We start from the raw sequence: 22,376 nt of genomic DNA on the forward strand, positions 1-22,376 counted from the left end.
GCGGGGCGCCCCCTCAGGTGCAAGGTTGCCCGTCCCGAATCTCGAGGGGCAACCCGCCACCTCGCGGGGCGCCCCCTCAGGTGCCGGGTTGCCCGACCCGAATCTCAAGGGGCAACCCGCCACCTCGCGGGGCGCCCCCTCAGGTGCCGGGTTGCCCGACCCGAATCTCAAGGGGCAACCCTCCAGCTCGCGGGGCGCCCCCTCAGGTGCCGGGTTGCCCGACCCGAATCTCAAGGGGCAACCCTCCAGCTCGCGGGGCGCCCCCTCAGGTGCCGGGTTGCCCGTCCCGAATCTCGAGGGGCAACCCTCCAGCTCGGGGGGCACCCCCGGAGGTGGGGTTAGGGTGCGAGCGTGGTCAAGGCGACGAGGGCGCATCTGGCGCGGGCGGAGCGGTTGCAGGGGGCGACCGGGGCGCTGGCGACGGCTGCGATGGCGGCGATGGACGCGGAACTGCCGTGGTTCGCCCAGCTGTCCGCGCAGGACCGGTCCTGGATCGGTCTGGTCGCGCAGTCCGGGATCTCGGCGTTCGTCGAGTGGTTCCGCGACCCCGAGGCGCATTCCTCGATGCCGACCCGGATCTTCGGTTCCGCGCCGCGTGAGTTCACCCGGGTGATCTCGCTGCACCAGACCGTCGACCTGGTCCGCACCACGATCGAGACCATCGAGAACACCATCGGCACTCTGCTGCCACCGGACGACGTACCGATCGTGCACGAGGCGATGCAGCGCTACGCCCGCGAGGTCGCGTTCGCCGCGGCGACCGTCTACGCGCAGGCCGCCGAGATGCGCGGCGCCTGGGACGCCCGCCTCGAAGCACTGCTCGTCGACTCGGTGATCCGCGGCGAGGCGGACGAGTCGGTCCGTTCGCGCGCCTCCGCCCTCGGCTGGACCGGAGCCGCCGGTACGACGGGATCCGCCGAAGTCGCCGTGGTGGTCGGGCGGGCCCCGGCCGCGGAAGGCCCGCAGATCGGCAACAACACCTCGAACGTGGCGGACATGGTCCGGCACGCCGCTCGCGAGGCGGGTGCTGACGCTCTGTGCGCGATCCAGGGCGATCGCCTGGTCGTGGTACTCGGTGGTACGAGCAAACCTGTCGAGATCGTACAAAAGCTCGCGCGCTGGTTCGGCCCCGGTCCGATCGTCGTCGGACCGGTCGTGAAGGACCTGATGTCGGCCGTGACGTCGGCGCGGGCCGCCGTCGCCGGCCTGCGCGCCGCAGCCGCGTGGCCAGGCGCGCCGCGACCGGTGCAGGCCGACGAGCTACTGCCCGAGCGGTCACTCTCCGGAGACGGCCACGCCCGCCGGCAGCTCGCGACAGAGGTCTACGGCCCCCTCACCGTGGGCGATGGGGTGCTCCTGGACACCGTCTCGGCGTACCTGGACTCCGGTGGCTCGATCGAGGCGACGGCCCGGGCGATGTTCATCCACGCCAATACCGTGCGGTACCGGCTGAAGCGTGTGGCGGACCTCACGGGGTACAACCCGCTGGATCCCCGCGACGCTTTCACAGTCCGTGTCGCACTGACCTTGGGTCGCCTGCTCAATCCCGAGCCGGGCAGCACCGTTTTGTAGGATCTCCACAAACCGGCCCCGAAGAATTCGTGCTCGCCTTTCCGCTCACGACGGGTCCGGCTGAGGGAGAGTTGTCACGTGCTCGTCATCGTCGCGCCCGGTCAGGGTGCCCAGACTCCAGGATTCCTCGAGCCGTGGCTGGCGGATCCCGTGTTCGAGAGCCGCTTGAACTGGCTCTCCGCGGTCGCCGGTCTCGACCTCGCCCACTACGGCACCCAGGCCGACGCGGACACGATCCGGGACACCGCGATCGCGCAGCCGCTGCTGGTCGCGTCCGGCATGCTGGCCGCGCTGGCGGTGTTCCCGCACCCGGCCGACGCCTTCGCCCAGGTCGGCGCGGTCGCCGGGCACAGCGTCGGTGAGCTCGCCGCCGCAGCCGGCACCGGTGTCCTGACCGCCGAGCAGGCGATGGTCCTGGTCCGTGAGCGCGGCAAGGCGATGGCCGCCGCGGCCGCGCTGACCCCGACCTCGATGACCGCCGTCCTGGGCGGCGACCGCGACGAGGTCCTCGCCAAGCTCGCCGAGCACGGCCTGACCCCGGCCAACGACAACGGCCCCGGCCAGATCGTTGCCGCCGGCACCGTCGAGCAGTTGGAGGCCTTGGCCGCCGACCCGCCGGCCAAGGCCCGGCTGATCCCGCTGTCGGTCGCGGGCGCCTTCCACACCAGCCACATGGAGCCCGCGGTCCAGACGCTCGCGAAGTACGCGACCGCGATCAGCACCCACGACCCGCGGACCCGCCTGATCTCGAACCGGGACGGCCACGTCGTGCACGACGGCCGCGAGGTCCTGCAGCGGCTCGTCAACCAGGTGAACGCCCCGGTCCGCTGGGACCTGTGCCTGCAGACGATGTCCGACCTCGAGGTCACCGGCATCCTCGAACTGCCGCCGGCGGGCACCCTGACCGGGATCGCGCGCCGCGCCCTGAAGGGTGTCGAGACGTTCGCGCTGAAGACACCGGACCAGCTCGACGACGCCCGCGCGTTCGTCGAGAAGCACGGCAGCCCGTCGGAGATCGACGCCTCCCCCACGTGGCGGCTGCTGGTTGCCCCGATCAAGGGCACCTTCACCCGCGAGGTCGCCGTACGCCGGGACTCCGGCGACACCGTCGCGGCCGGCGAGGTCGTGGCGAAGGTCGCGAGCCTGCGCGACGAGGTCGAGGTGACCGCCCCGCACGGCGGCATCGTCGTCGAGTGGCTCGCCGAGGAAGGCGACCCGGTCGCCCCCGGCCAGCCCCTGGTCCGCCTGCACCCCGCCGGGAGCTCATCATGATCACTGTGCTTTTGGCCGGGCCTTCGGCGCCGGCGGGGTCATGGGCCTCGACCTCCCGGTCTTCCCTCGTCGCTCCAGTCGCTTCGCTCCCTCCGCTCCTCAGTCCAGACCGGGAGGCCCGATGACCACGATCACTGCCTCGTCGGGGGCGACTCACGCCGGGATCCTCGGGATCGGCTCGTACCGGCCGCGGCGCGTCGTACCGAACTCGGAAATTCTCGAGCAGATCGATTCCAGCGACGAGTGGATCCAGACCCGGTCCGGGATCAAGGAACGCCGTTGGGCCGAGGACGACGAGACCGTGCTGATGATGTCGGTGCAGGCCGCGAAGGACGCCATCGCGGAGTCCGGGATCGACCCGGCCGACATCGGCTGCGTGATCGTCGCCACCGTCACGCACCTGTACCAGACGCCGGCGATCGCGACCCAGATCGCGGTCCAGGTCGGCGCCCCGACGGCGGCCGCGTTCGACATCTCGGCGGCCTGCGCGGGCTTCTGCTACGGGATCGCGATGGCCAACGACCTGGTCCGCGGCGGCAGCGCGAAATACGTGCTGGCGATCGGCGTCGAGCGACTCAGCGACATCACCGACCGGACCGACCGCGGTACGGCGTTCATCTTCGCCGACGGCGCCGGCGCGGCCGTGGTGGGCCCGGCCGACGAGCCGGGGATCGGGCCGGTGGTGTGGGGTTCGGACGGCACGCAGCACCAGGTGATCAGCCAGCGCGAGTCCTGGCAGGAGGTGTTCGGCAGCTACAACTGGCCGCACCTGACGATGGACGGCAACCCGGTGTTCCGCTGGGCGTCGTTCGAGATGGCCAAGACCGCGCAGCAGGCGCTGGACGTCGCCGGCGTGAAGGCGGAGCAGCTCGACCTGTTCGTGCCGCACCAGGCGAACATGCGGATCACCGACGCGATGCGCAAGGCGCTCAAACTGCCCGAACACGTCAAGGTCGCGCGCGACATCGAGCGCCAGGGGAACACCTCCGCGGCGTCGATCCCGCTCGCGATCACCGCGATGCGCGAGGCCGGCGAGGCGAACAGCGGCGACCTCGCCCTGATCATCGGCTTCGGCGCCGGGCTGGTGTACGCCGCCCAGGTGATCCGGCTGCCGTGAAGTAGCGATAGTCCATAGTTGTCCGGGGCAGCTCAGGTGGCTGCACCCGGCTGTCACGAGCCAGCAGAAATCCGAAAGGGAAGCAGAGAAATGGCCAGCACCGAAGAGATCCGTTCCAACCTCGCCGAGATCGTGAACGAGATCGCCGGCATCCCGGTCGAGGACGTCCAGCTGGACAAGTCCTTCACCGACGACCTCGACGTCGACTCGCTCTCCATGGTGGAGGTCGTGGTGGCCGCCGAGGAGAAGTTCGACGTGAAGATCCCCGACGACGAGGTCAAGAACCTGAAGACCGTCGGCGACGCGGTCGCGTTCATCGAGCGCGCCCAGAACGGCTGACGAACCCCGTCACCGTGCTGGCCGGTGCTCATCGGCCCCCGGCTCCGGTCGGGCCGGTGAGCACCACACCGGCAACCCGCAGTACCCACCCCTCGCTCCCAAACCGCAGATCGCAGATGTGAAGGATGAGGTAACCATGTCGAAGACCCGAGTCGTCATCACTGGGCTCGGAGCCACGACCCCGCTCGGGGGCGACGTGGCCAGCTCCTGGGAAGGGCTGCTGGCCGGGCGTTCCGGTGCCCGGCGGCTGACCGACGAGTGGGTGCAGAACCTGGCGGTCCAGATCGCCGCACCGGCCGCGGTCGACCCGACCGAGGTGATCGAGCGGGTGAAGGCCCGCCGCCTGGACCGTACGGCGCAACTCGCCGTGGTTGCCGCCCGCGAGGCCTGGGCCGACTCCGGCCTGGAGGACTCCGGGCTGGACAAGGAGCGGCTGGGTGTCGCGGTCGCTTCCGGTATCGGCGGCCTGCACACCACCCTGTCGAACTACGACGCCCTGCAGAGCAACCCGCGCCGGGTCTCGCCGCTGGCGATCCCGATGCTGATGCCGAACTCGTCGGCGGCGTACGTCGGCCTGGAGTTCGGCGCGAAGTCCGGCGTTCACACCCCGGTCTCGGCGTGTGCCTCCGGCAACGAAGCGATCTGGCTGGGTCTCGACCAGATCCGGCTCGGCCGCGCGGACGTGATCATCGCCGGCGGCGCCGAGGGCGCGATCATGGCGCTGCCGCTGGCCGCGTTCGGCATGATGCAGGCGCTCAGCCGCCGCAACGACGAGCCGGAGCGGGCGTCGCGTCCCTGGGACGTGGACCGGGACGGCTTCCTGCTCGGTGAGGGCGCCGGGATCCTGATCCTGGAGTCCTACGAGCACGCCAAGGCGCGCGGCGCGAAGATCTACGCCGAGCTCGCCGGTGCGGGCATCTCCGCCGACGGCCACGACATCGCGCAGCCCGACCCGACCGGTTCTGGTGCCCGGCGGGCGATGGAGCGGGCGCTGGCCGAGGGCGACCTCACCCCGGCCGACATCTTCCACATCAACGCGCACGCCACCTCGACCCCGCAGGGCGACATCGCCGAGTCGCTGGCGATCCGGCAGGCGCTCGGCAAGGACGCGGACCACGCGATCGCGACCGCGCCGAAGTCGATGATCGGCCACCTGCTCGGCGGCGCCGGCGCGGTCGAGTCGGTCGCGACGGTGCTCGCGATCCACAACCGGGTCTCACCGCCGACGATCAACGTGGACAAGCTCGACGACCAGATCGAGCTCGACGTCGCGACCGAGCAGCGCAAGCTGCCCGACGGCGACATCGCGGCCCTGAACAACTCGTTCGGATTCGGCGGCCACAACGCCGCCATCGCGTTCAAATCGGTGTAGTTCCTTCACCACCCCCGGAGGACACCATGACCGTCGCCCCGGCGAAACCCGCCAAGCTCCCCCGTGAGCACGACCCGCGCAACCCGGTCACCCGGCTGAGCAACCTGCTCGACCCGGACAGCCTGGAGCTGATCACCCCGGACAACCTGTCCGGGATGGTCGCGGCGCGGGGGCGGATCGCCGGCGCGGCGGTCGTCGCGTTCTGCTCCGACGCCACCGTGATGGGCGGCGCGATGGGCGACGAGGGCTGCAATGTCGTCGTCGAGGCGTACGACGTCGCACGCGCCGAACAGGTGCCGATCATCGGCCTGTGGCACTCCGGCGGCGCGCGACTGGCCGAGGGCGTGCTGAGCCTGCACGCGGTCGGCAAGATCTTCTACGCGATGACGCAGGCCTCCGGGAAGATCCCGCAGATCTCGGTCGTACTCGGGCCGGCGGCGGGCGGAGCGGCGTACGGTCCCGCACTGACCGACGTGGTCGTGCTCGGGCCGGAGGGCCGGATCTTCGTGACCGGGCCGGACGTGGTCCGCTCGGTCACCGGTGAGGACGTCGACATGCTGCGCCTGGGCGGCCCCGAGCCGCACGGCCGGCGGTCGGGCGTCGTCCACATCACCACCGACTCCGAAGCGGCCGCGCTCGAGCAGGCGCGCCGGCTGGCGGACCTGCTCGCCAACCAGGGCACGATCTCGACCGAGGTCCCGGACACCGATCTGTCCGGGTTCCTGCCGGAGTCGGCGAAACGCGCGTACGACGTACATCCGCTGGTCGGCGGTGTGCTCGACGCGGATGCTGGGTCTTCTGCCGTCGAGCTGCACCAGCGGTGGGCGCCGAACATCGTCACCACGCTCGGCCGGCTCGGCGGGCGTACGGTCGGCGTGATCGCGAACAACCCGCTCCGGCTCGGTGGTTGCCTGGACGCCCTGTCGGCGGAGAAGGCGTCCCGCTTCGTGCGGATGTGCGACGCGTTCGGCGTGCCCCTGGTCGTGCTGGTCGACGTACCGGGTTATCTGCCCGGAGTCGGTCAGGAATGGGACGGCGTCGTACGACGGGGCGCCAAGCTCCTGCACGCGTTCGCGGAGGCCGTCGTACCGCGGGTGACGCTGGTGACCCGGAAGACGTACGGCGGGGCGTACATCGCGATGAACGCCCGGTCGCTCGGCGCCACCCGGGTGTTCGCCTGGCCGCGCGCCGAGGTCGCCGTGATGGGCGCGGTCGCCGCCGTCCGCGTCCTGCACCGGCGCAAACTCGCCGAGGTCGACCCGGAGCTCCGCCCGCAGGTCGAGGCCGAGCTCGCCGCCGAACACGAGAAGATTGCCGGCGGCATCGATCGGGCCCGCGAGATCGGCGTCGTCGACGAGGTCGTCGAACCCACCCGCACCCGCACCGCGCTGGCCACCGCGCTCGCGAAGGCCGAGGCCGACGGCCCCGTCCGCGGCCGGCACGGAAACATCCCGCTGTAGACCCACAGCACGAAGGGCGCGAACCGCGAGGTTCGCGCCCTTCACGTGGTGCGGCCGCTGTTGTTCACAACCACCGGGGGTGTCCCGACACCCGGTGGCCCAGCGGCCACGGCCCCTCCCACCCTGTGCAACGTCTGATGCTCAGTCTCATCGAAAAGTTCGGGGAAGTCTGCGGACTTCACAGGTTTCTTCTGAAGTTCTCAGGATCGCCTCAGGCTCAGACGACTTGGTGCAGCCAGCGCACCGGGGCACCGTCACCGGCGTACCGGAACGGCTCCAGCTCGTCGTCCCACGGGCGGCCGAGCAGCCGCTCGACCTCCTCGGTCAGGTCCGCCTCGCCGCCGGCCGCCTTCAGCATCGCGGCCTTCAGCCGCTCCTCGGGGACCATGATGTCGCCGTGGACGCCGGTGGTCGCGTGGAAGACCCCGAGGTCGGGCGTGAACGAGTACCTCTCGCCCTCGGCGCCGTTGCTCGGCTCCTCGGTGACCTCGAACCGCAGCTTCTGCCATCCGCGCAGCGCGGACGCCAACTTGGCCGCGGTCCCGGCCTCGGCCTGCCAGGACAGCTCGGCCCGGTACGTGCCCTGGGCCGCGGGCTGCGGCGTCCAGTCCAGCTTCACGGGCACGCCAAGGATGCCGCCCGCGGCCCACTCGACATGCGGGCACAACGCTGACGGCACCGTGTGGACGTACAGAACGCCACGAGTTGTCGCCACCGGGACCTCCTGTGCTCGAGGGGCGCCTTCCCCAGCGTTCTCGAACAGTCCGTCGATCTCGGCGTACTCAGTACTTCAGTTCAGTCTCCCAGGGCACCACAAGGCGACCCGCGAAACACACGACCATCTTGCACCACCGCTACCACAAACACCAGCAGCCTCGCCGTTTCAACCCCATCACCGTCGTGTCGCGATCAGCATCACGCGACACGAGTGGGATCACGGGAACCGGGTGGCGAGAGCGATGCAGGCGCCGGCGGCCGCCAGCGTGAAGAGCATCGCGATGCCGGCGTACCGAGCGGTGACTTCCTTGTCCACCTCGTCGTACCCGACCGAGGAGCCGATGTCCTTGTAGACGTCCTCGAGCTCGCCGGCCGACTCCGCGGTGTACGCCTTGCCGCCGCTGATCTCGGCGACCGAGCGCAGCTCCGTGCGGTCCGGTGGGACGCGCTGGCGGATGCCGTCCATCTCGATGAAGCCCGAGTCGGTGCCGAAGCAGATCGTGTAGACCGGCGTGTTCTTCGCCTTCGCCGCCTGCGCGCCCTCCTGGGCGGTCCGGCCGACTGTCCGCTTCCCGTCGGACAGCAGCACGATCCGCGCCGGGGCGGGCTCGTTCGGGTGCTCGGGGTCCGGGGGGACCTGGGTGAGCGCCTGCAGCGAGGTGAAGATGCCCTCACCGGTCGCGGTCGACTCGGCCAGTTCGAGCCCGTCGATCGAGCGCAGTACCGTCGCCCGGTCGGTGGTCGGCGGCACGATGATGGAGGCCGTACCGGCGAAGTTGACCAGCGCGACGTTGAACTTGCCGGGCAGCTGGTTGACGAAGTTCTTCGCCGACTTCTTCGCCGCCTCCAGCCGGTTCGGGTCGATGTCGGTGGCCATCATCGACAGCGAGACGTCGATCGCGACCACGATCGTGGCCCGCTCGCGCGGCACCTTCACCTTGTCCTTCGGCTGCGCGAACGCCACGATGCAGGTGAACGCGGCCAGCAGCGCCAGCCCGACGGCGAGGTGCCGCCGCCACTGCGGCCGCCGTGGGGCGACCCGGTCCAGCAGCGCGATGTTGGTGAAGCGCAGCGCGTACTGCGAGCGCCGGTGCTGGAGAAAGATATATCCCGCGACGATCAGCGGGATGAGCAACAGGAACCACAACCGCCCCGGAGACAGGAACTCCATCAGCGAGCCACTCCCTTCGGCGGTTGGTGCAGGCGGGACGCCACGTGCCGGTAGGCGAGCACGAAGCGCACCGTGTCCGCGACCCAGTCACGGTCGGTGCGCAGCACGAGATGTCCCGCACCTACCCTACGCAGGGCGGCCCGGGTTCGTTCCCGCTGCGCCAGCGCGGCCACTCCGAACGCCTCCCGGACCTTGCGGCGCCGGGTGTCGATCTCACGGACCTCGCCGGTCTCCGGGTCGCCGATCGTGACCACACCGATGTTCGGCAGTTCGAGCTCGCGCGGGTCGACGATCTCGACCGCGAGCACCTGGTGCTGAGCGGTCAACTTGCGCATCGCGCGCTCCCAGGACGGCTCGATCCCGCTGGCCACCTCGCCGTCCTCGGGGGTGAGGAAGTCGGACACGATCACCCGGAGTCCACGCTTGCGCTGCGTCCGCGCCATCGACTCGAGCGCCGCGGCCAGGTCACTGCGGTGCGCTTCCTGGTCGGTGCCGAACTGCTCGGCGAGCAGCGCGCGCAGCAGTCCGTAGAGCGCCAGGCGTCCGGAGCGGGCCGGCCAGCGACGCAGCGCCGAGTCGCGCAGCATCAGCCCGCCGAAGCGGTCGCCGAGCCGATGGGTGAGGAACCCGACGGTCGCGACGGCCGCGACCGCCAACTCGCGCTTCTCGAGGGTCGACGTACCGAAGTCCATCGAGCCGGACAGGTCGACGAGCGCCCAGGTCTCCAGCTCACGGTCCGCGATCAGGTCGCGGACGTGCGGCACCGTGGTCCGGGCGGTGACCGCCCAGTCCATCCGCCGGACGTCGTCGCCGACCTGGTACTCGCGGGCCTCGGCGAGCTCGGTCCCGGGCCCGGGGAGCAGGCCGAGGTGTTCCCCGTGCAGGTAGCCCTCGAGCCGCCGTACGACGGTCAGCTCCAGCCGCCGCAACGCACGCTCGGGAGCGAGCTGCGAGATCGTCATCGCAGCTCGTGGATCGGGACGGTTGGGCACTAGACGAACTCCGGGCGGCCCGTGCCGTCGGTGCCGTCGCGCCAGACCGGCTGGGGCGGCGGGACGGTGGCCAGGATCCGCTCGATCACGGCCCGCGGGTCGATGTTGTCCGCGACCGCGTCGAAGGTCAGGCCGAGGCGGTGGCCCATCACGTCCAGCGCGACGGTCTGGATGTCGCTCGGCAGCAGGTAGTCGCGCCCGTGGATCAGCGCCAGCGCCCGGCCGGCCGAGATCAGGCCGAGGGTGGCCCGCGGGCTGACCCCGAGCTCGATGATCGGCTCCAGGTCGGGCAGGTGGAAGTCGGTCGGCGTCCGGGTCGCCATCACCAGGCGGACGGCGTACTCCGCGACGAGGTTGTGCACGAAGACCTGCTCGGCGGACCGCTGCAGCTCGAGGATCGTCTCCGGCTTCAGCACCTGTCGCGGCTCCGGGGGGTCCACGCTCATCCGGCGGAGGATCTCGAACTCCTCGTGCCCGCGCGGATGCGGTACGTCGATCTTCACCAGGAACCGGTCGCGCTGCGCCTCCGGCAGCGGGTACACGCCCTCGGACTCGATCGGGTTCTGGGTCGCGATCACGATGAACGGCTTCGGCATCGGGAACGTCTGGCCGCCGATCGACACCTGCCGCTCGGCCATCAGCTCCAGCATCGCCGACTGCACCTTGGCGGGCGCCCGGTTCACCTCGTCGGCGAGCACGAAGTTCACGAAGGTCGGGCCGAGCTCGATGTCGAACGTCTCGCGGGTCTGCCGGTAGATCCGGGTGCCGACGATGTCGGACGGGACCAGGTCGGGGGTGAACTGGATCCGGGCGAACGTGCCGCCGACCACGCTCGCGAAGGTGCGCACGGCGAGCGTCTTCGCGACGCCCGGAACACCCTCGAGCAGGCAGTGACCCTTGGCCAGCAGCGACACCATCAGCGTCTCGACCATGTGCTCCTGGCCGACGATCACCCGCTTGACCTCGCCGACGGCCTCGCCGATCAGCCGGGACTGCTGGGCCACCGTTCCCGCCGGCACCGTGGTTTCGGTCATGCCTGTCCTTCCGGGGCCCGCGCACGGGCCATGTCAAACACCGTCAATCCCCACTTCGCAACACCGGTCATTCCATCAGATCCCCGGGTTCAGCAGCCGCGGGCCCCGCCCGATCCCTCCCAATCCTCCCCCGCGCGACCAAATCCCGCCCGTCCAGCGCACTTTGTGCACCCAGCGACCATGTCCGGGCCGGATCCGTGGTCGGTGGGTGCACAAAGTGCTCGGTGGTGGGCGTGGCGACAGTGCTACCAGGGATGTGGTGGGATTGGGGTGATGACTGCGACCGATTCCCAGCCTGAGGTGCAGCCGGCGGATGCGCCGGAGGTGCGGCCTGCGCTGGAGATTCCGGACGCCCTGCCGCTGCAGCCCGAGGACCCGCCGCGGGTCGGTGAGTTCTGGCTGCGCGGCCGCCTCGGCGCGAACGCCGCCGGCTTCCTGTACGCCGCCTCCGACGACACCGGCCGCTCCGCCGTGGTCGCGATGATGACCGAAGGCTCCGCCGACGATGCCGCGGCCAGGGAACGGTTCGTACACTCCGTCGACGCTCTCCCCGAGGACGCCGTCCTCGCGCACAACGACTCCGATGACGACGACCTCGCGCTGTGGGTCGCGATCGGCCCGATCCGCGAGGACGACGGGTCGAGCGCCGTGTCCGACGAGCGGTTGCTGGCCGAGCGGCGTGGCGAGGAGGTGCTGTCCGCCGTACTGATGGACCGGATCCCGCAGATCGGGAAGCTCCGCGGGCCGGACTTCCGGCACTACTGGGAGAACCGTCGCCGCCCGGGCCTGTTCCGTATCTGGCCGCTGCCGTGGCCGGAAGCGCTGCGGCCGGCGTCCCGGTGGGCGCTGGCACTGGCACTGCTGACGATGGCCGTGATCATGGCGCTCGCGGTGTTCCTGGCGTGGCTGCTGTTCCGGCACGCCCAGCCGCTCGAGCCGGAGCCGGTGATCCCGACGCCGACCGGGACGGCGACCGTCACCGTCACACCGACCACACCGCCGCCCGGCACCGGGTCCGGGAGCCCGACCACCGGCGCGCCGACGACGGTGACGCCGACCACCGGCGTTCCGACGGTGGCGCCGACGGGTTCGCCGAACTCGCCGACGAACCCTGGCGACAAGTTCTAGCTGGGCTGGGGCGCTGGGCGGCTGCGGCGCAGGCCGATGAGGCCGATCAGGCTGATGATCGCCCAGGTGCCCTCCAGCAGGAGGAACCCCCACGACAGCTGGACGGCCGCGATCACCGCCAGCACTGCCGAGCCGAGCAGGTTCAGCAATTGGTAGGTGACGGTGCGCTGCAGCAGTCGTCCGGCCTGCGCGGCCGCGAAGGCGACCAGAATCGTGAGTGCGCCGACGATCTCGAGAACATCCAGAACGTGCATGAGGACGAACCCCCTCCAAGAACAGGGTGAGGCGTCGTCTTGTCAGACCGGGTACGGCGCCGCTCGTCCGGAGAGCCGCGGGATCGCGAACTCCTACTTCGAGGATAGCAAGCGCACGAAATCCGGATCCTTCCACAACCGGTCCGGCACCGGCTGCCGGACGAGTGCCGCGTCGGCCCGGATCTCCGCCGGCGACGAGGCCGCGATCAGCACCGAGGTCACGGCGGCATGCCTGCTGGGGAAGGCGAGCGCGGCCTGCGGCAGCGAGACGCCGTACCGCTCGCACACTGCCGAGATCCGGCGGGCCTTGATGGCCTGCGGGTCGCTCAGTTTCTCTGCCTGTAGGACTTGCGGGCTCAGGACGCCGGAGACGATCACCGATACTCCGCGCGCAAGGCAACGATCCAGCAGTGGCGTCGCGGAAATGTCGAGAAGCGAGTACTGCGCGGTCAGCAGCACGCAGTCCACCTCGATGTCACGCACCAGTTGATCCAGCTCCCGCCAGTCCCCCGACGCCGCGCCGACCGCCTTGATGACACCGTCGTGCCGCAGCCGATCGAGCATCGGGTACGCCGCCTCGTCCGCGGCGAACGCCAGATCCACCGCGAGCCCGAGCCGCTCGGCGCTCGCGCGCACCGAGGCCTCCGGATCCGCGCCGGCGGGCACCTCGGTCGAGACCAGGAACTCACCACGGGGGCGCCGCTGCAGCGCCGTACCGAGTCGTTGCTCGGAGTCTCCGTACGCCGGTGAGGTGTCGAAGAACCGAATGCCAGCCTGGTACGCCGCGTCCACGGTGGCGACCGCGGTCGCGGCGCCGTCCGGACCCGGCGGTTCGCCGAGATGCGAACCGCCGAGCCCGAACCGCGGTGGCCGGAACCGGACCGTCGAGCGCGGCGCGAGCACCTGGCTGGGTGCGGCCATCGCACTCACCTCCGCTGGTCGGCTGGGTACCTCCAGGATCGGCTCTCACCGAGACTTTCGCATCTCGAAACTAGGTTCCGGATTCGTAGAGTGTGCGCACCTCCGCGTCGGTGAGGGCGCGGTCGTAGAGGTGCACCTGGTCGACCGTTCCGTCCAGGAAGTCGACCTGGTTGCCGCCGAACTTCGCCCGTCCGATGACGGTGTTACCGGTCGAACCGGAGTCGAGGCTGCAGGCGGCCTTGGTGGCGACCAGGGCCCCGTCGACGTACAGCCGCAGTTCACCCTTCACGACGTCGCGTACGCCGGTGACGTGGTACCACTGCCCTGGGTTCGGCTTGGTCGGTGCCAGTGCGCGGATGCCCGGGAAGCTCATCGCGAACCGCTGGTCCTGGCCGGAGTACTGCAGGAAGAACGCGCTGTCCCGGGCGCCGTCCTGGCTGACGAACGTCTGGAACGAACCGTCCACCTTGTCGAGCTTCACCCAGGCACTGGCCGAGTAGTTGCCGCTCGTGTCGAGCAGTGCGGCGCCGGTGTCGACAAACTGGTTGTCGCCACTGAGTGCGACGCCCTGACCGTTCTTGCCTTCGGCAAACACCGCGCCGCCTTGGAGTGTGGCGTCATTGTTGCCTACGGCATCTTCTCCGGTTCCTTCCAGCGGATAGAAGTGGATGCCGTCGGCACCTGGCGTTCCAGGCCCTGGGTTCGGCGCACCGGTCCCGGTTCCGTCGGCGCCCGCGATGATTGCCTGGTTGACGGTCCGGACCTGGGCGAAGTTCATCTTCGGGACTCGGCGGTCGTAGGTGAAGAAGCCGTTCAGCTCGCCCTCGACATCGGTGATCTGGGTGTACACCGAGCCGCTGATCCCGCATTGCCTGGCCGATCTGAGCACGTCGTTCTGGTTCTCGACGTACCGTCGTGTCAGCGTCGCCGAGTCCGGCTCCATCTCGTACGCCGATCCGTCGCCGAACCACATGTGATCCGGAACCTTCAGCCCGAACCCGCCGTGCTCGCCGTCCACCGCCGCTCGATCACCTGCCGGTGCCGTCGTCGCCGGACCGAGGTACGCGTGGTTGTCGATCAGGTCGCCGCGGCCGGAGTCACCGTGCGAGTTGCAGCAGTTGACACCGCTGTGCGCGTTCACCAACCGGGACGGGTCCTGCGCCTTGACGGAGTCGGCGATCCGGCCGGTCTCGGCCTGGTCCCACTCGCCCCAGCCCTCGTTGAACGGGACCCAGACGGTGATCGCGGTGAAGCTCTTGTGCTCCTCGACCATCTCGTGCAGCTCGGACTTGAACTGCGTGCGCCACGGCTCGGGCATCGCGTCGGTCTTCGTCGCCGGCATGTCCTGCCAGACCATCAGGCCGAGCTTGTCGGCCCAGTAGTACCAGCGGTCCGGCTCGACCTTGATGTGCTTGCGGACCGTGTTGAAACCGAGTCGCTTGTGCTGCTCGAGATCGAACCGGAGCGCCGCGTCGGTCGGCGCCGCGTTCAGGCCGTCCGGCCAGAATCCCTGGTCGAGGGTCGAGAGGTTGAACAGGATCTTCCCGTTCAGCGCCATCCGAAGCTTGCCGTCAGCACCTTTCTGCAGGCCGACCGAGCGCATCCCGGCGTACGAGCCGATTTGGTCTACCATCTTGCCGCGATCGATCAGGCGGACCTTGAGGTCGTAGAGGAACGGGTTGTCCGGCGACCAGGTCTTCGGGTGCGGGATCGGCAACCGGAGCTCGGTGTCCGCCTTGCCTCGCACCTGACCGGCGACCTCACGCCCGTCGTACGCCGTGACTTCGACGTCGAGGCCCGCGGGACCGGTTGTCTCGGCGGTGACCTTCAGAGTCTGGTTCGGGAGATCGGGGGTCAGCTGGAGGCGGCTGATCGAGGAGGTGTTGACCGGCTCCATCCAGACGGTCCGCCAGATACCGGAGCTGCCCTGGTAGAAGATGCCGTGGTCGCTGACCTCACGTTGCTTGCCGATCGGCTGGTACGTCTCGTCGGTCAGGTCCTCGGCCCAGACGATCAGCTCCTGCGGGCCCTTGGCGTGCAGCGCGGCGGTGACGTCGACGTCGAAACCGTCGTACCCGCCGCGGTGGGTGGCGACCTGCCGGCCGTTGACCCAGACCTTCGCGTCGTAGTCGACCGCGCCGAAGTGCAGCAGGAGCTGCTTACCCTTCCAGTTGTCGGGGACGGTGAAGGTCCGGCGGTACCACATCCGGTCCTCGTGTCTCTGCAGGCCGGACAGGGCGGACTCGATCGGGTACGGGACGAGGACCTGTTCGGCGAGGGTTTTGCCGAAGGGCGGCAATTCACCGGGGGTGGCTGCGGACCATTGCCAGAGGCCGTTGAGGTTGCGCCAGTCGGGGCGGGTGAGCTGCGGCCGGGGGTAGTCCGGGAGCGCGTTCGTCGGCGAGACGTCGGCTGTCCAGGGAGTGGTGAGGGGTGGGGTCCCGGCGTGCCAGGCGGAGGCGGTTCGGTTGGCCTCCTGGGATGTCTGGGTGGCCGGCTGCGACGTGGGGGCGACGATCGCCGACGCGGCAAGGACGACCGCGGCGAGGACTTTGAGCATGGGCGGGATGCTCCTTTCGGGGCGGAGAAAGGCGATCCCATGACAACGCTCTCACCACAAAACCGCAAGAGCTCGCGCACGATCAAACATTCACGCAGACCGGGGTCGGGGTGCTGAAGTCACCGGCCTGGGTCAGCCCGCCGCTCGTTTGGTCTACCAAGAACGTCGCGATGTTGTTCGACTTCTGGTTCGCGACGAACAACAGCCGGCCACTCGGGTCGAACGCGCAATGCCGCGGCCAGTCGCCACCGCACCCCGGCGTACCGATCGGCTCGAGTTCGGCGCCGTTCGTCCGGAAGACCGCGATGGTGTTGTGGCCGCGGTTGGTCACGTAGACGAACGCACCGTCGGCCGACACGACGATCTCGCCGGGGTAGTTCTGCGGTCCGGCGGGTGCGGTCGGCTGGGTCGCGAGGGGCGTGACGACTCCGTCCGCGTAGCCGCAGACGGTCACCGTGCTGTCGAGCTCGTCGGCGACGTAGGCGTATCGCCCCGACGGATGGAATACCAAATGTCGCGGACCTGCGCCGGCTTGCACTTTCGCCTGGTGCTGCAGTGTGAGCTTCCCGCCCGCGAGCGTGTAGGTGTAGATCGAATCCGTACCGAGGTCGACCGCGAGGACATAGTCGCCCGCCTGCACCACCTGGTGCGCATGCGGCCCGGACCCCTCGTGCTTGACCAGATCAGTTTGTTGCCCGAGGCTCCCATCGGCGTTGATCGGGTGTACGGCGATGTCCCCGGATCCGTAGTTCGCAGTCAGCAGGTGGTCGCCGATCTTCGCGAGGTGACAGGGGCCGGATCCGTTGTTGGGCCGGCGATTCAGGATCTTTGGTATACCAGCGATGTCGATCGCGGTGACCTCGCCGACGTCCTGCTCGTTGACGGCATACAGAAAGTTGCCCGACCGGATGACGAACGACGGATCCGCGACGCCGGCGATGCTCCCGGTCGCGGTAATCGTGCCCCTCCCGTCGTAGGTAGCGATCCCGATCCCGTCACCGTAAGTCCCGACATACATCGTCCCGCCGACCTCGCGAGCCGCCCGCGTCTTGTGCGTAGCGGCTTGGTGAATCGGCGCGAGGGCCGCCGCGGTGAATTGGTGAATCGGCGCGAGGGCCGCCGCGGTGAAGCCGAAGAAACGCCGGCGACTGACGCTCATGCAGCCACCGGGACTCGGACCCACGACGGGTCGCCTGCCGGTGAGCTGAAGGTCACCGTGGAACCCACGGTGCTTCGACCGAGATAGCGCGGGTCCACCGTGTCCACAACCAGCGCGAGATGATGCCCTGCAGGCACCTCCCAGCTGGTGGCCTCCAGCGTCACATCGAGTGGCACCGCCTTGCCGGGCGTCGCCCCGCGCAACGTGTACGGCTTGTGCGAGATCAGCGACCCGACTCCCAGGGCGTCAACGTCATACAGATAGGCGAACAACGAGGTGTCGGCCGCCGACGGCTTCACGGTCACATGCAACTTCGGCGCACCGTTGACGACCGCAGCGCTTCCGAACGCCGGCCCCGACCAAACCCCCGCGAACGACCTGTCCACCAGCGGCGTCGCCACACCGGTCGGGATCGACAACAACCCCTGCAGCGCTCCCGAAACCAGCGCCATGCCACTGTCCGCGACGGTTGGTATACCAGCGCCGATCGCCCGGCTCCACCCACTCGACGCCGAGCCCTGCAACCCACCGGCCTTCGTGAGGTACGACGTACGCTCGGCTCCGACCGACGCCCAGTCGGCATACCCACGCCACACACCACGCTGCGACTTCAACTGCACCGGCGCCTCCGCATCGGCACCGTTGTCCGCGCCAGTCAGGTAATGGCGTAGCCAACCGGCCAACTCGTCCCAAGTCTCGCTTGGTAGACCAACCGCCCCGCTGGCCTCCGGGGTCGCGTGATCACCATGCGCGAGCAACAGCCGCTTCGGGCCGGTCAGCCGGGTGAAGAAGTCGATGTACTGCGACGGCGGGAAGATGGAGTCCTCGAACGCGTTCGCGAGGAACACCGCCGGTCGACGCGCGTTGATTTGGTCTACCATCGTCGCCGCCGACCGCACCGGCGACAGCTGTTTCGCCTCCGCGATCGCCCCGTCGAAGTCACCGGTGACGAACTTCGTCTGCAGCGACGCCATCTCCGGTCCGGGCCGTCCGGTGACGTTGCCCAACGCAAGCAGTCCGGCCACGGCCTGCAGCGCGACCGTCTCGTTCGGATCCAGCGACCGGATCAGATCGGCCCATCCGCTGAGCGCCCCGACCGCCTTGATGCGCGGGTCCTGCGCCGCCGCGAGCAGCGACACGCCCGCGCCGTACGAGATCCCGACGGCCGCGACCCGGCTGGTGTCCGCGGGCGTGTGGCTGCCGGCCCAGTCGATCACCTTGCTGACATCCGCGACGGTCGGCGGACCGGCGATGTCGATCCCGCCGCCGGTGTCCCAGAAGCCACGGCTCGAGTACGAGATCACCTGGAACCCGGCCGAGGCGAGCTTCGCGCCCTGCCCGACGTACTCCGCGTTTGGTATGCCCCAACTCGATGGCATCACCACGAGCGGGAACGGGCCGGCGCCCTGCCCGGTCGGCGTGAGCACGACGGCGCCGATCTCGATCCCGCCTGCGCCGGGGATGCGCTGGTACGCCGTACTGAAGCCGGGCGCGGCCTGGCTGGCGTCAGCAGACGAACCGACCCTGACCAAGGTCAGCGTGATCAGGGTCAGGGCGACTGCGAGGGCGGCGGCAAATCTGCGCACTGGGGCCTCCGGCGTTGGGAATTACCGGAGGGTAACCACAAAGTTGCCGCTCTGTCACTACTTCAGCACGGTGAGTGCCGGATCCACGCCGGTCGCCTCGACCGACCACGCCCAGAGCCGCTGCGCCAGTTCCGGATCCTGCGCGGTCCGGGTCGGCAACACGACCTTCGGCGTACCGCGGTACTCGAGGAAGCTCGGCCCGACGAACGAGCCCGGCCGCAGATCCGGGTACGTCGCGGCGTACAGACTCGGCCAGGCGCCGGCCGCGGCCGACTGTGCGACCAGCCGGGTGGCGGTGGCCCAGGCTCGCGCCTGGAACGCCCGCCCGGCGAGCTCCGGACCCGCCGCCTGCAGATGCGTCGAGGCGTACCCCGGGTGCGCTCCGACGCTCAGCAGCTCGGACCCGACGGCCCGCAGCCGCCGGTCGAGCTCGAGCATGAAGAGCAGGTTGGCGAGCTTCGACTTCCCGTACGCCTCCCACTTGCGGTAGCTGCCCGCCGACCGGCGCAGGTCGTCCTCGGAGATGCCCCGAACGGTCCTGTGCATGAACGAACTGACCGTCACGACGCGGCTCGCCGGCGTCTTGAGCAGCACCGGCAACAGCCGCCCGGTGAGCGCGAAATGCCCGAGATGGTTGGTCCCGAGCTGCAGCTCGAACCCGTCGACGGTCTGCCGGTACGGCGGTGCCATCACGCCGGCGTTGTTGACCAGGAGATCGAGCCGGTCGTACTTCTGGACGACCTCGCCGGCCGCCTGCGCGACACTCGCCAGATCGGCGAGGTCCAGTGCGAGCACGTCCGGCGCCCGGCCGGCCTGGTCCGTCAGCCGCTGCGCGGCCTGCGCCGTCTTCTCCGGGTTGCGCGCGGCAACGATCACGTCAGCGCCGTGCCGGAGCAGTTCGAGCGCGGTCTCGTACCCGAGTCCGCTCGTGGCACCGGTGACGAGCGCCCGTCGTCCGGTCAGGTCAGGAACGTCCGCCGTACTCCAGGTCATGCGCCCACAGTAGTGGGCGCATGACCGGAGTTCGTCACTTCAGGATCTTGCGGTCCTGGAAGGCCTTGGTGACCTGAGCGGCCGCCGCCTTGCCGTACAGCAGCCGGGCCGCCTGGACGGTGTCCTGGGCCGCGCCGGCGAACGAGGTGTCGGGGTCGTAGAAGAACGTCGCCTCGAGGATCAGCTTGTTCGCCTTGGTCCGGCCGAGCGTCTGGTGGATGTCCCACAGCGCGCGCGACCAGATCTCGCCGTCGTCGTGCACCTCACCGTCGATGTCGTCGGTGGTCTTGGTGCCGTCCGTACGACGCAGGCAGTGCGGCTCGTCCGTCGTGTACGACGTGGCGTCCCAGTCCATCACGCACGGCAGGTTGAAGCCCTTGCTGACCGGGATCGAGTTGGTCACGGCCCAGTAGTCGCCGAAACCCTCGCCGATCGCACCGGCCTGCTCGGACTCGCCGAAGCCCGGAACGACGTCGTCCTGGATCGCGTGCCCGTACTCGTGCCAGATGACCTCGGCGTCCTCGGCGTCGTCCACGCCACCCTCACCGGTGGTGATCATGTCGGTCGACGGGTCGTAGAACGAGTTGTCGTCGGCGTACGTGTCGACGGAGAAGTCCTGCGACTCGTTGTTCACGTCGGTGAAGCCGAGCTGCTGGATGTACTCCTGCGTCTGGTTGATGTGGTAGTACACCATCACCTGCTCGAACTTGTCGTTCGCACGCTGGTAGACGAAGGAGTTGGTCTTGCTCTGCGCGAGACCGCCCTTGGCTTCCTTGATGTTGACGTAGCTGCCGTTGAGCTTGCCGGACCCGTCCAGGTTGCGCAGGATCACGTTCTTCTGCGCCAGGAACAGGGCGTCCTGGTTCTTGTCGTTCTGGTCGGTCAGCTTCTCGTTCTGCTCGCTGACCACCGGGTTCGGGTCGAACACCGAGCCGCGCCCGTCGATGTTGTCGCTGATCACCTTCGACTCGACGACACTGCCGGTCTTGGCGTCGACCAGCGAGCGGCTGACGCCCTCGGTCGACCGGCTGGTGACGTTCCAGACCAGGCGGGCGTTCGGTCCGCCGATCACCGCGAGCTGCGCGGCACCGCTGGTCGCGGCCGGCTGCTTGACGAAGCTCTTCCCCGGCTCGCCCGACCGGGCCCGGTTCGCCCGGGCGGTGACCGTGGCGTTCGCGCTCTGCGTCGCGGACGCCGACGCGACCGTCGCGCTGACATCCAGGTTCGCCGGTACAGCGTCGCGTCCGTCGGCGACCTCCACCGAGCCGTCCTTCGCCACGTGCTTCGCGTAGTACCCGTTGACCACCGGCAGCCCCTTGAAGGTCTGCTGGTACCAGTAGTGCTTGCCGAGCAGCGACGTCTTGGTCTTGACCAGCTTCAGCCCGTTCGGGTTCGCCGTCGCTGCCTGCGGCGCGGCCCCCGCCGCACTGGTGAAGGACAACCCGAGCGACACCGTCGCCACCCCGGCGGTCACAGCCATCAGCGCCTTGCGGCGTTTCCTCATACGTTCCCTCCCACGCTCATGGTGCGTAACGCAACAACTACGATCCGTCGAACCCTAGTTCGGCGCGGCACACCGTGGGAAGCGATCGCCGTGGGAATCCCGGTGGCAAGGGAAATCCTGTCAACTGGCCGCGAGCGGTTTCGCCGGGTACTCGCGCAGTACCAACGAGGTGCTCACAGCACCCAGCCGGCCGATCATGTCGACCACCTGCTCGAGCTGCCCCGCGTCGGCCGTGTGGACGTCCAGGAGGAAGCAGTCCTCACCGGTCAGCCGGTACGTCGTAACGATCTCGGGCCGTGACGCGAAGAGCTCGAGCGCCTCGGGGATGCGGGCATGCGTCGTCCGGACCCGCACGACCGCATGGATGTTCAGCCCGACCCGCGCCGGCTCGACGACGGCCCGGTAACCGGTGATCACGCCAGACCGTTCGAGGCGCTGGATCCGCGCCGACACCGCGGGCTGCGACAGATTCACCCGGCGGCCGATGTCCGAGCCGCTCAGCCGGCCTTCGGTCTGCAGGATCGCCAGGATCTCGCGGTCGATCGCGTCCAATGATCCAGTCGTTGCCTCGCTCATCGACCTTCATTTCATCAGCTCAGGGCGCCGTACGGCGATAACACGCTCATCATGACAGCGAACCGATCCTTGAGGAGACTCCATGACCTTCGTGATCATCCCCGGCCTCGACGGCTCCGACGAGCAGCACTGGCAGACCCATTGGGAGTCCGGTTGGCTCGCAGACGCCGTACGGATCCAGCCGTCGTCCTGGACGTCGCCGGACCTCGCCGACTGGTCGGACGCGATCACGCGGGCCGTCGAGAACGCGTCCGGCGACATCGTGTTCGTCACGCACAGCCTCGGTTGTCACGCCCTCGCGCACTGGCTGGCCGCCGGCCCGAACTCCCGAGTCCGCGGGGCGTTCGTGGTCGCTCCTCCGGATCCACTCGCTCCGACTTTCCCCGTCGAACGGATGCCGTCGTTCGGCTCGCTGCCGGTACGGGCGCTCGGGGTTCCCGCCGTACTGATCGCTAGCACGGACGACCCGTACTGCACCGTCGACGCCGCCGCCCGCCTCGCCGCCGGCTGGGCGACACCGCTCATCACCCTCGCCAGGCTCGGCCACATCAACAGCCTCGGCCGCTGGCCTCAGGGGCGCTCACTCTTCACCGCCTACCTGGCCGGCCTCAACCTGGTACCGGACCAAACCTGACCGCTTCTCCTCCTA

20 protein-coding genes and 1 riboswitch are annotated in these 22,376 nt (G+C 69.4%); of the genes, 8 read left to right on the plus strand and 12 right to left on the minus strand.

Annotation, left to right across the window (positions count from 1 at the left end):
- Nucleotides 1-351: 351 nt before the first annotated feature.
- From ACFYRH_RS36130 to ACFYRH_RS36155, 6 genes are all read left to right on the plus strand, one after another.
- Entirely contained in the window at nt 352-1,572 is a 1,221-nt protein-coding gene (locus ACFYRH_RS36130) for a PucR family transcriptional regulator (protein ID WP_387784569.1), read from the plus strand.
- Nucleotides 1,573-1,650: 78 nt separating this feature from the next.
- Nucleotides 1,651-2,844 carry an acyltransferase domain-containing protein gene (locus tag ACFYRH_RS36135; RefSeq protein ID WP_387784571.1) on the plus strand — a complete coding sequence of 398 codons (1,194 nt, stop codon included), beginning with the start codon at nt 1,651-1,653 and terminating at the stop codon, nt 2,842-2,844.
- Between the two features lie 121 nt (nt 2,845-2,965).
- A complete protein-coding gene (locus ACFYRH_RS36140; RefSeq protein WP_387784573.1) occupies nt 2,966-3,961 on the plus strand; it encodes a beta-ketoacyl-ACP synthase III in 996 nt (331 codons plus the stop codon).
- A 90-nt stretch (nt 3,962-4,051) separates the two neighbouring features.
- Nucleotides 4,052-4,300 carry an acyl carrier protein gene (locus ACFYRH_RS36145; protein WP_130446978.1) on the plus strand — a complete coding sequence of 83 codons (249 nt, stop codon included), beginning with the start codon at nt 4,052-4,054 and terminating at the stop codon, nt 4,298-4,300.
- Nucleotides 4,301-4,436: 136 nt separating this feature from the next.
- Nucleotides 4,437-5,672 (plus strand): beta-ketoacyl-[acyl-carrier-protein] synthase family protein, encoded by a 1,236-nt coding sequence (locus tag ACFYRH_RS36150; protein ID WP_387784575.1) that lies wholly within the window; start codon nt 4,437-4,439, stop codon nt 5,670-5,672.
- A gap of 26 nt (nt 5,673-5,698) precedes the next feature.
- Nucleotides 5,699-7,132, plus strand: a complete 1,434-nt coding sequence (locus ACFYRH_RS36155) for a carboxyl transferase domain-containing protein (protein WP_387784577.1) — start codon at nt 5,699-5,701, stop codon at nt 7,130-7,132.
- Between the two features lie 217 nt (nt 7,133-7,349).
- On the opposite strand, the gene ACFYRH_RS36160 is transcribed toward ACFYRH_RS36155, so the two are convergent.
- The 4 genes from ACFYRH_RS36160 to ACFYRH_RS36175 form a co-directional block, all read right to left on the minus strand.
- Nucleotides 7,350-7,847 carry a DUF3145 domain-containing protein gene (locus ACFYRH_RS36160; RefSeq protein ID WP_387784579.1) on the minus strand — a complete coding sequence of 166 codons (498 nt, stop codon included), beginning with the start codon at nt 7,845-7,847 and terminating at the stop codon, nt 7,350-7,352.
- A gap of 219 nt (nt 7,848-8,066) precedes the next feature.
- Complete coding sequence (locus tag ACFYRH_RS36165) at nt 8,067-9,020, minus strand: VWA domain-containing protein (protein WP_387784581.1); 954 nt, start codon at nt 9,018-9,020, stop codon at nt 8,067-8,069.
- On the minus strand, nt 9,020-9,982 hold the full coding sequence (locus ACFYRH_RS36170; RefSeq protein WP_387784583.1) for a DUF58 domain-containing protein: 963 nt from the start codon (nt 9,980-9,982) through the stop codon (nt 9,020-9,022). The genes ACFYRH_RS36165 and ACFYRH_RS36170 overlap by 1 nt, the downstream gene beginning before the upstream one ends.
- Nucleotides 9,983-10,011: 29 nt before the next feature.
- Nucleotides 10,012-11,046, minus strand: a complete 1,035-nt coding sequence (locus ACFYRH_RS36175) for an AAA family ATPase (protein ID WP_387784584.1) — start codon at nt 11,044-11,046, stop codon at nt 10,012-10,014.
- Nucleotides 11,047-11,319: 273 nt separating this feature from the next.
- Here ACFYRH_RS36175 and ACFYRH_RS36180 point away from each other — a divergent pair, with 273 nt between their 5' ends.
- A complete protein-coding gene (locus ACFYRH_RS36180; protein ID WP_387784586.1) occupies nt 11,320-12,174 on the plus strand; it encodes a hypothetical protein in 855 nt (284 codons plus the stop codon).
- Here the strand turns inward: ACFYRH_RS36180 and ACFYRH_RS36185 are convergent.
- The 8 genes from ACFYRH_RS36185 to ACFYRH_RS36220 form a co-directional block, all read right to left on the minus strand.
- Nucleotides 12,171-12,428 (minus strand): hypothetical protein, encoded by a 258-nt coding sequence (locus ACFYRH_RS36185; RefSeq protein WP_387784587.1) that lies wholly within the window; start codon nt 12,426-12,428, stop codon nt 12,171-12,173. The genes ACFYRH_RS36180 and ACFYRH_RS36185 overlap by 4 nt on opposite strands.
- A gap of 28 nt (nt 12,429-12,456) precedes the next feature.
- A riboswitch (guanidine-III (ykkC-III) riboswitch) is annotated at nt 12,457-12,522 on the minus strand.
- Entirely contained in the window at nt 12,522-13,349 is an 828-nt protein-coding gene (locus ACFYRH_RS36190) for an aldo/keto reductase (RefSeq protein WP_387784589.1), read from the minus strand. It overlaps the preceding riboswitch by 1 nt.
- 70 nt (nt 13,350-13,419) lie before the next feature.
- Nucleotides 13,420-15,909: a LamG-like jellyroll fold domain-containing protein gene (locus tag ACFYRH_RS36195; RefSeq protein ID WP_387784591.1), complete on the minus strand. Its 2,490-nt coding sequence runs from the start codon at nt 15,907-15,909 to the stop codon at nt 13,420-13,422.
- A gap of 82 nt (nt 15,910-15,991) precedes the next feature.
- Nucleotides 15,992-17,068 carry a lactonase family protein gene (locus tag ACFYRH_RS36200; RefSeq protein WP_387784592.1) on the minus strand — a complete coding sequence of 359 codons (1,077 nt, stop codon included), beginning with the start codon at nt 17,066-17,068 and terminating at the stop codon, nt 15,992-15,994.
- Nucleotides 17,065-18,654, minus strand: coding sequence for an alpha/beta fold hydrolase (locus ACFYRH_RS36205; protein ID WP_387784594.1), 1,590 nt, complete (start codon nt 18,652-18,654; stop codon nt 17,065-17,067). The genes ACFYRH_RS36200 and ACFYRH_RS36205 overlap by 4 nt, the downstream gene beginning before the upstream one ends.
- A gap of 57 nt (nt 18,655-18,711) precedes the next feature.
- Nucleotides 18,712-19,647, minus strand: coding sequence for an oxidoreductase (locus ACFYRH_RS36210; protein WP_387784596.1), 936 nt, complete (start codon nt 19,645-19,647; stop codon nt 18,712-18,714).
- 34 nt (nt 19,648-19,681) lie between these two features.
- Nucleotides 19,682-21,151 carry a M4 family metallopeptidase gene (locus tag ACFYRH_RS36215; protein WP_387784598.1) on the minus strand — a complete coding sequence of 490 codons (1,470 nt, stop codon included), beginning with the start codon at nt 21,149-21,151 and terminating at the stop codon, nt 19,682-19,684.
- A 120-nt stretch (nt 21,152-21,271) separates the two neighbouring features.
- Nucleotides 21,272-21,727: an Lrp/AsnC family transcriptional regulator gene (locus ACFYRH_RS36220; RefSeq protein WP_387784600.1), complete on the minus strand. Its 456-nt coding sequence runs from the start codon at nt 21,725-21,727 to the stop codon at nt 21,272-21,274.
- 82 nt (nt 21,728-21,809) lie between these two features.
- On the opposite strand from ACFYRH_RS36220, the gene ACFYRH_RS36225 reads away from it, so the two are divergent.
- Entirely contained in the window at nt 21,810-22,361 is a 552-nt protein-coding gene (locus ACFYRH_RS36225; protein WP_387784601.1) for an RBBP9/YdeN family alpha/beta hydrolase, read from the plus strand.
- Nucleotides 22,362-22,376: the final 15 nt, after the last annotated feature.

Source organism: Kribbella sp. NPDC004875 (assembly GCF_042873375.1).
Taxonomy (GTDB): Bacteria; Actinomycetota; Actinomycetes; order Propionibacteriales; family Kribbellaceae; genus Kribbella.

What these genes read in the sequence shown, in the direction of transcription:
- ACFYRH_RS36140 (WP_387784573.1), top strand. Translation starts at nt 2,966, where the DNA reads ATGACCACGATCACTGCCTCGTCGGGGGCGACTCACGCCGGGATCCTC.
- ACFYRH_RS36145 (WP_130446978.1), top strand. Translation starts at nt 4,052, where the DNA reads ATGGCCAGCACCGAAGAGATCCGTTCCAACCTCGCCGAGATCGTGAAC.
- ACFYRH_RS36150 (WP_387784575.1), top strand. Translation starts at nt 4,437, where the DNA reads ATGTCGAAGACCCGAGTCGTCATCACTGGGCTCGGAGCCACGACCCCG.
- ACFYRH_RS36155 (WP_387784577.1), top strand. Translation starts at nt 5,699, where the DNA reads ATGACCGTCGCCCCGGCGAAACCCGCCAAGCTCCCCCGTGAGCACGAC.
- ACFYRH_RS36165 (WP_387784581.1), bottom strand. Translation starts at nt 9,020, where the DNA reads ATGGAGTTCCTGTCTCCGGGGCGGTTGTGGTTCCTGTTGCTCATCCCG.
- ACFYRH_RS36170 (WP_387784583.1), bottom strand. Translation starts at nt 9,982, where the DNA reads ATGACGATCTCGCAGCTCGCTCCCGAGCGTGCGTTGCGGCGGCTGGAG.
- ACFYRH_RS36175 (WP_387784584.1), bottom strand. Translation starts at nt 11,046, where the DNA reads ATGACCGAAACCACGGTGCCGGCGGGAACGGTGGCCCAGCAGTCCCGG.
- ACFYRH_RS36180 (WP_387784586.1), top strand. Translation starts at nt 11,320, where the DNA reads ATGACTGCGACCGATTCCCAGCCTGAGGTGCAGCCGGCGGATGCGCCG.
- ACFYRH_RS36185 (WP_387784587.1), bottom strand. Translation starts at nt 12,428, where the DNA reads ATGCACGTTCTGGATGTTCTCGAGATCGTCGGCGCACTCACGATTCTG.
- ACFYRH_RS36190 (WP_387784589.1), bottom strand. Translation starts at nt 13,349, where the DNA reads ATGGCCGCACCCAGCCAGGTGCTCGCGCCGCGCTCGACGGTCCGGTTC.
- ACFYRH_RS36195 (WP_387784591.1), bottom strand. Translation starts at nt 15,909, where the DNA reads ATGCTCAAAGTCCTCGCCGCGGTCGTCCTTGCCGCGTCGGCGATCGTC.
- ACFYRH_RS36200 (WP_387784592.1), bottom strand. Translation starts at nt 17,068, where the DNA reads ATGAGCGTCAGTCGCCGGCGTTTCTTCGGCTTCACCGCGGCGGCCCTC.
- ACFYRH_RS36210 (WP_387784596.1), bottom strand. Translation starts at nt 19,647, where the DNA reads ATGACCTGGAGTACGGCGGACGTTCCTGACCTGACCGGACGACGGGCG.
- ACFYRH_RS36215 (WP_387784598.1), bottom strand. Translation starts at nt 21,151, where the DNA reads ATGAGGAAACGCCGCAAGGCGCTGATGGCTGTGACCGCCGGGGTGGCG.
- ACFYRH_RS36220 (WP_387784600.1), bottom strand. Translation starts at nt 21,727, where the DNA reads ATGAGCGAGGCAACGACTGGATCATTGGACGCGATCGACCGCGAGATC.
- ACFYRH_RS36225 (WP_387784601.1), top strand. Translation starts at nt 21,810, where the DNA reads ATGACCTTCGTGATCATCCCCGGCCTCGACGGCTCCGACGAGCAGCAC.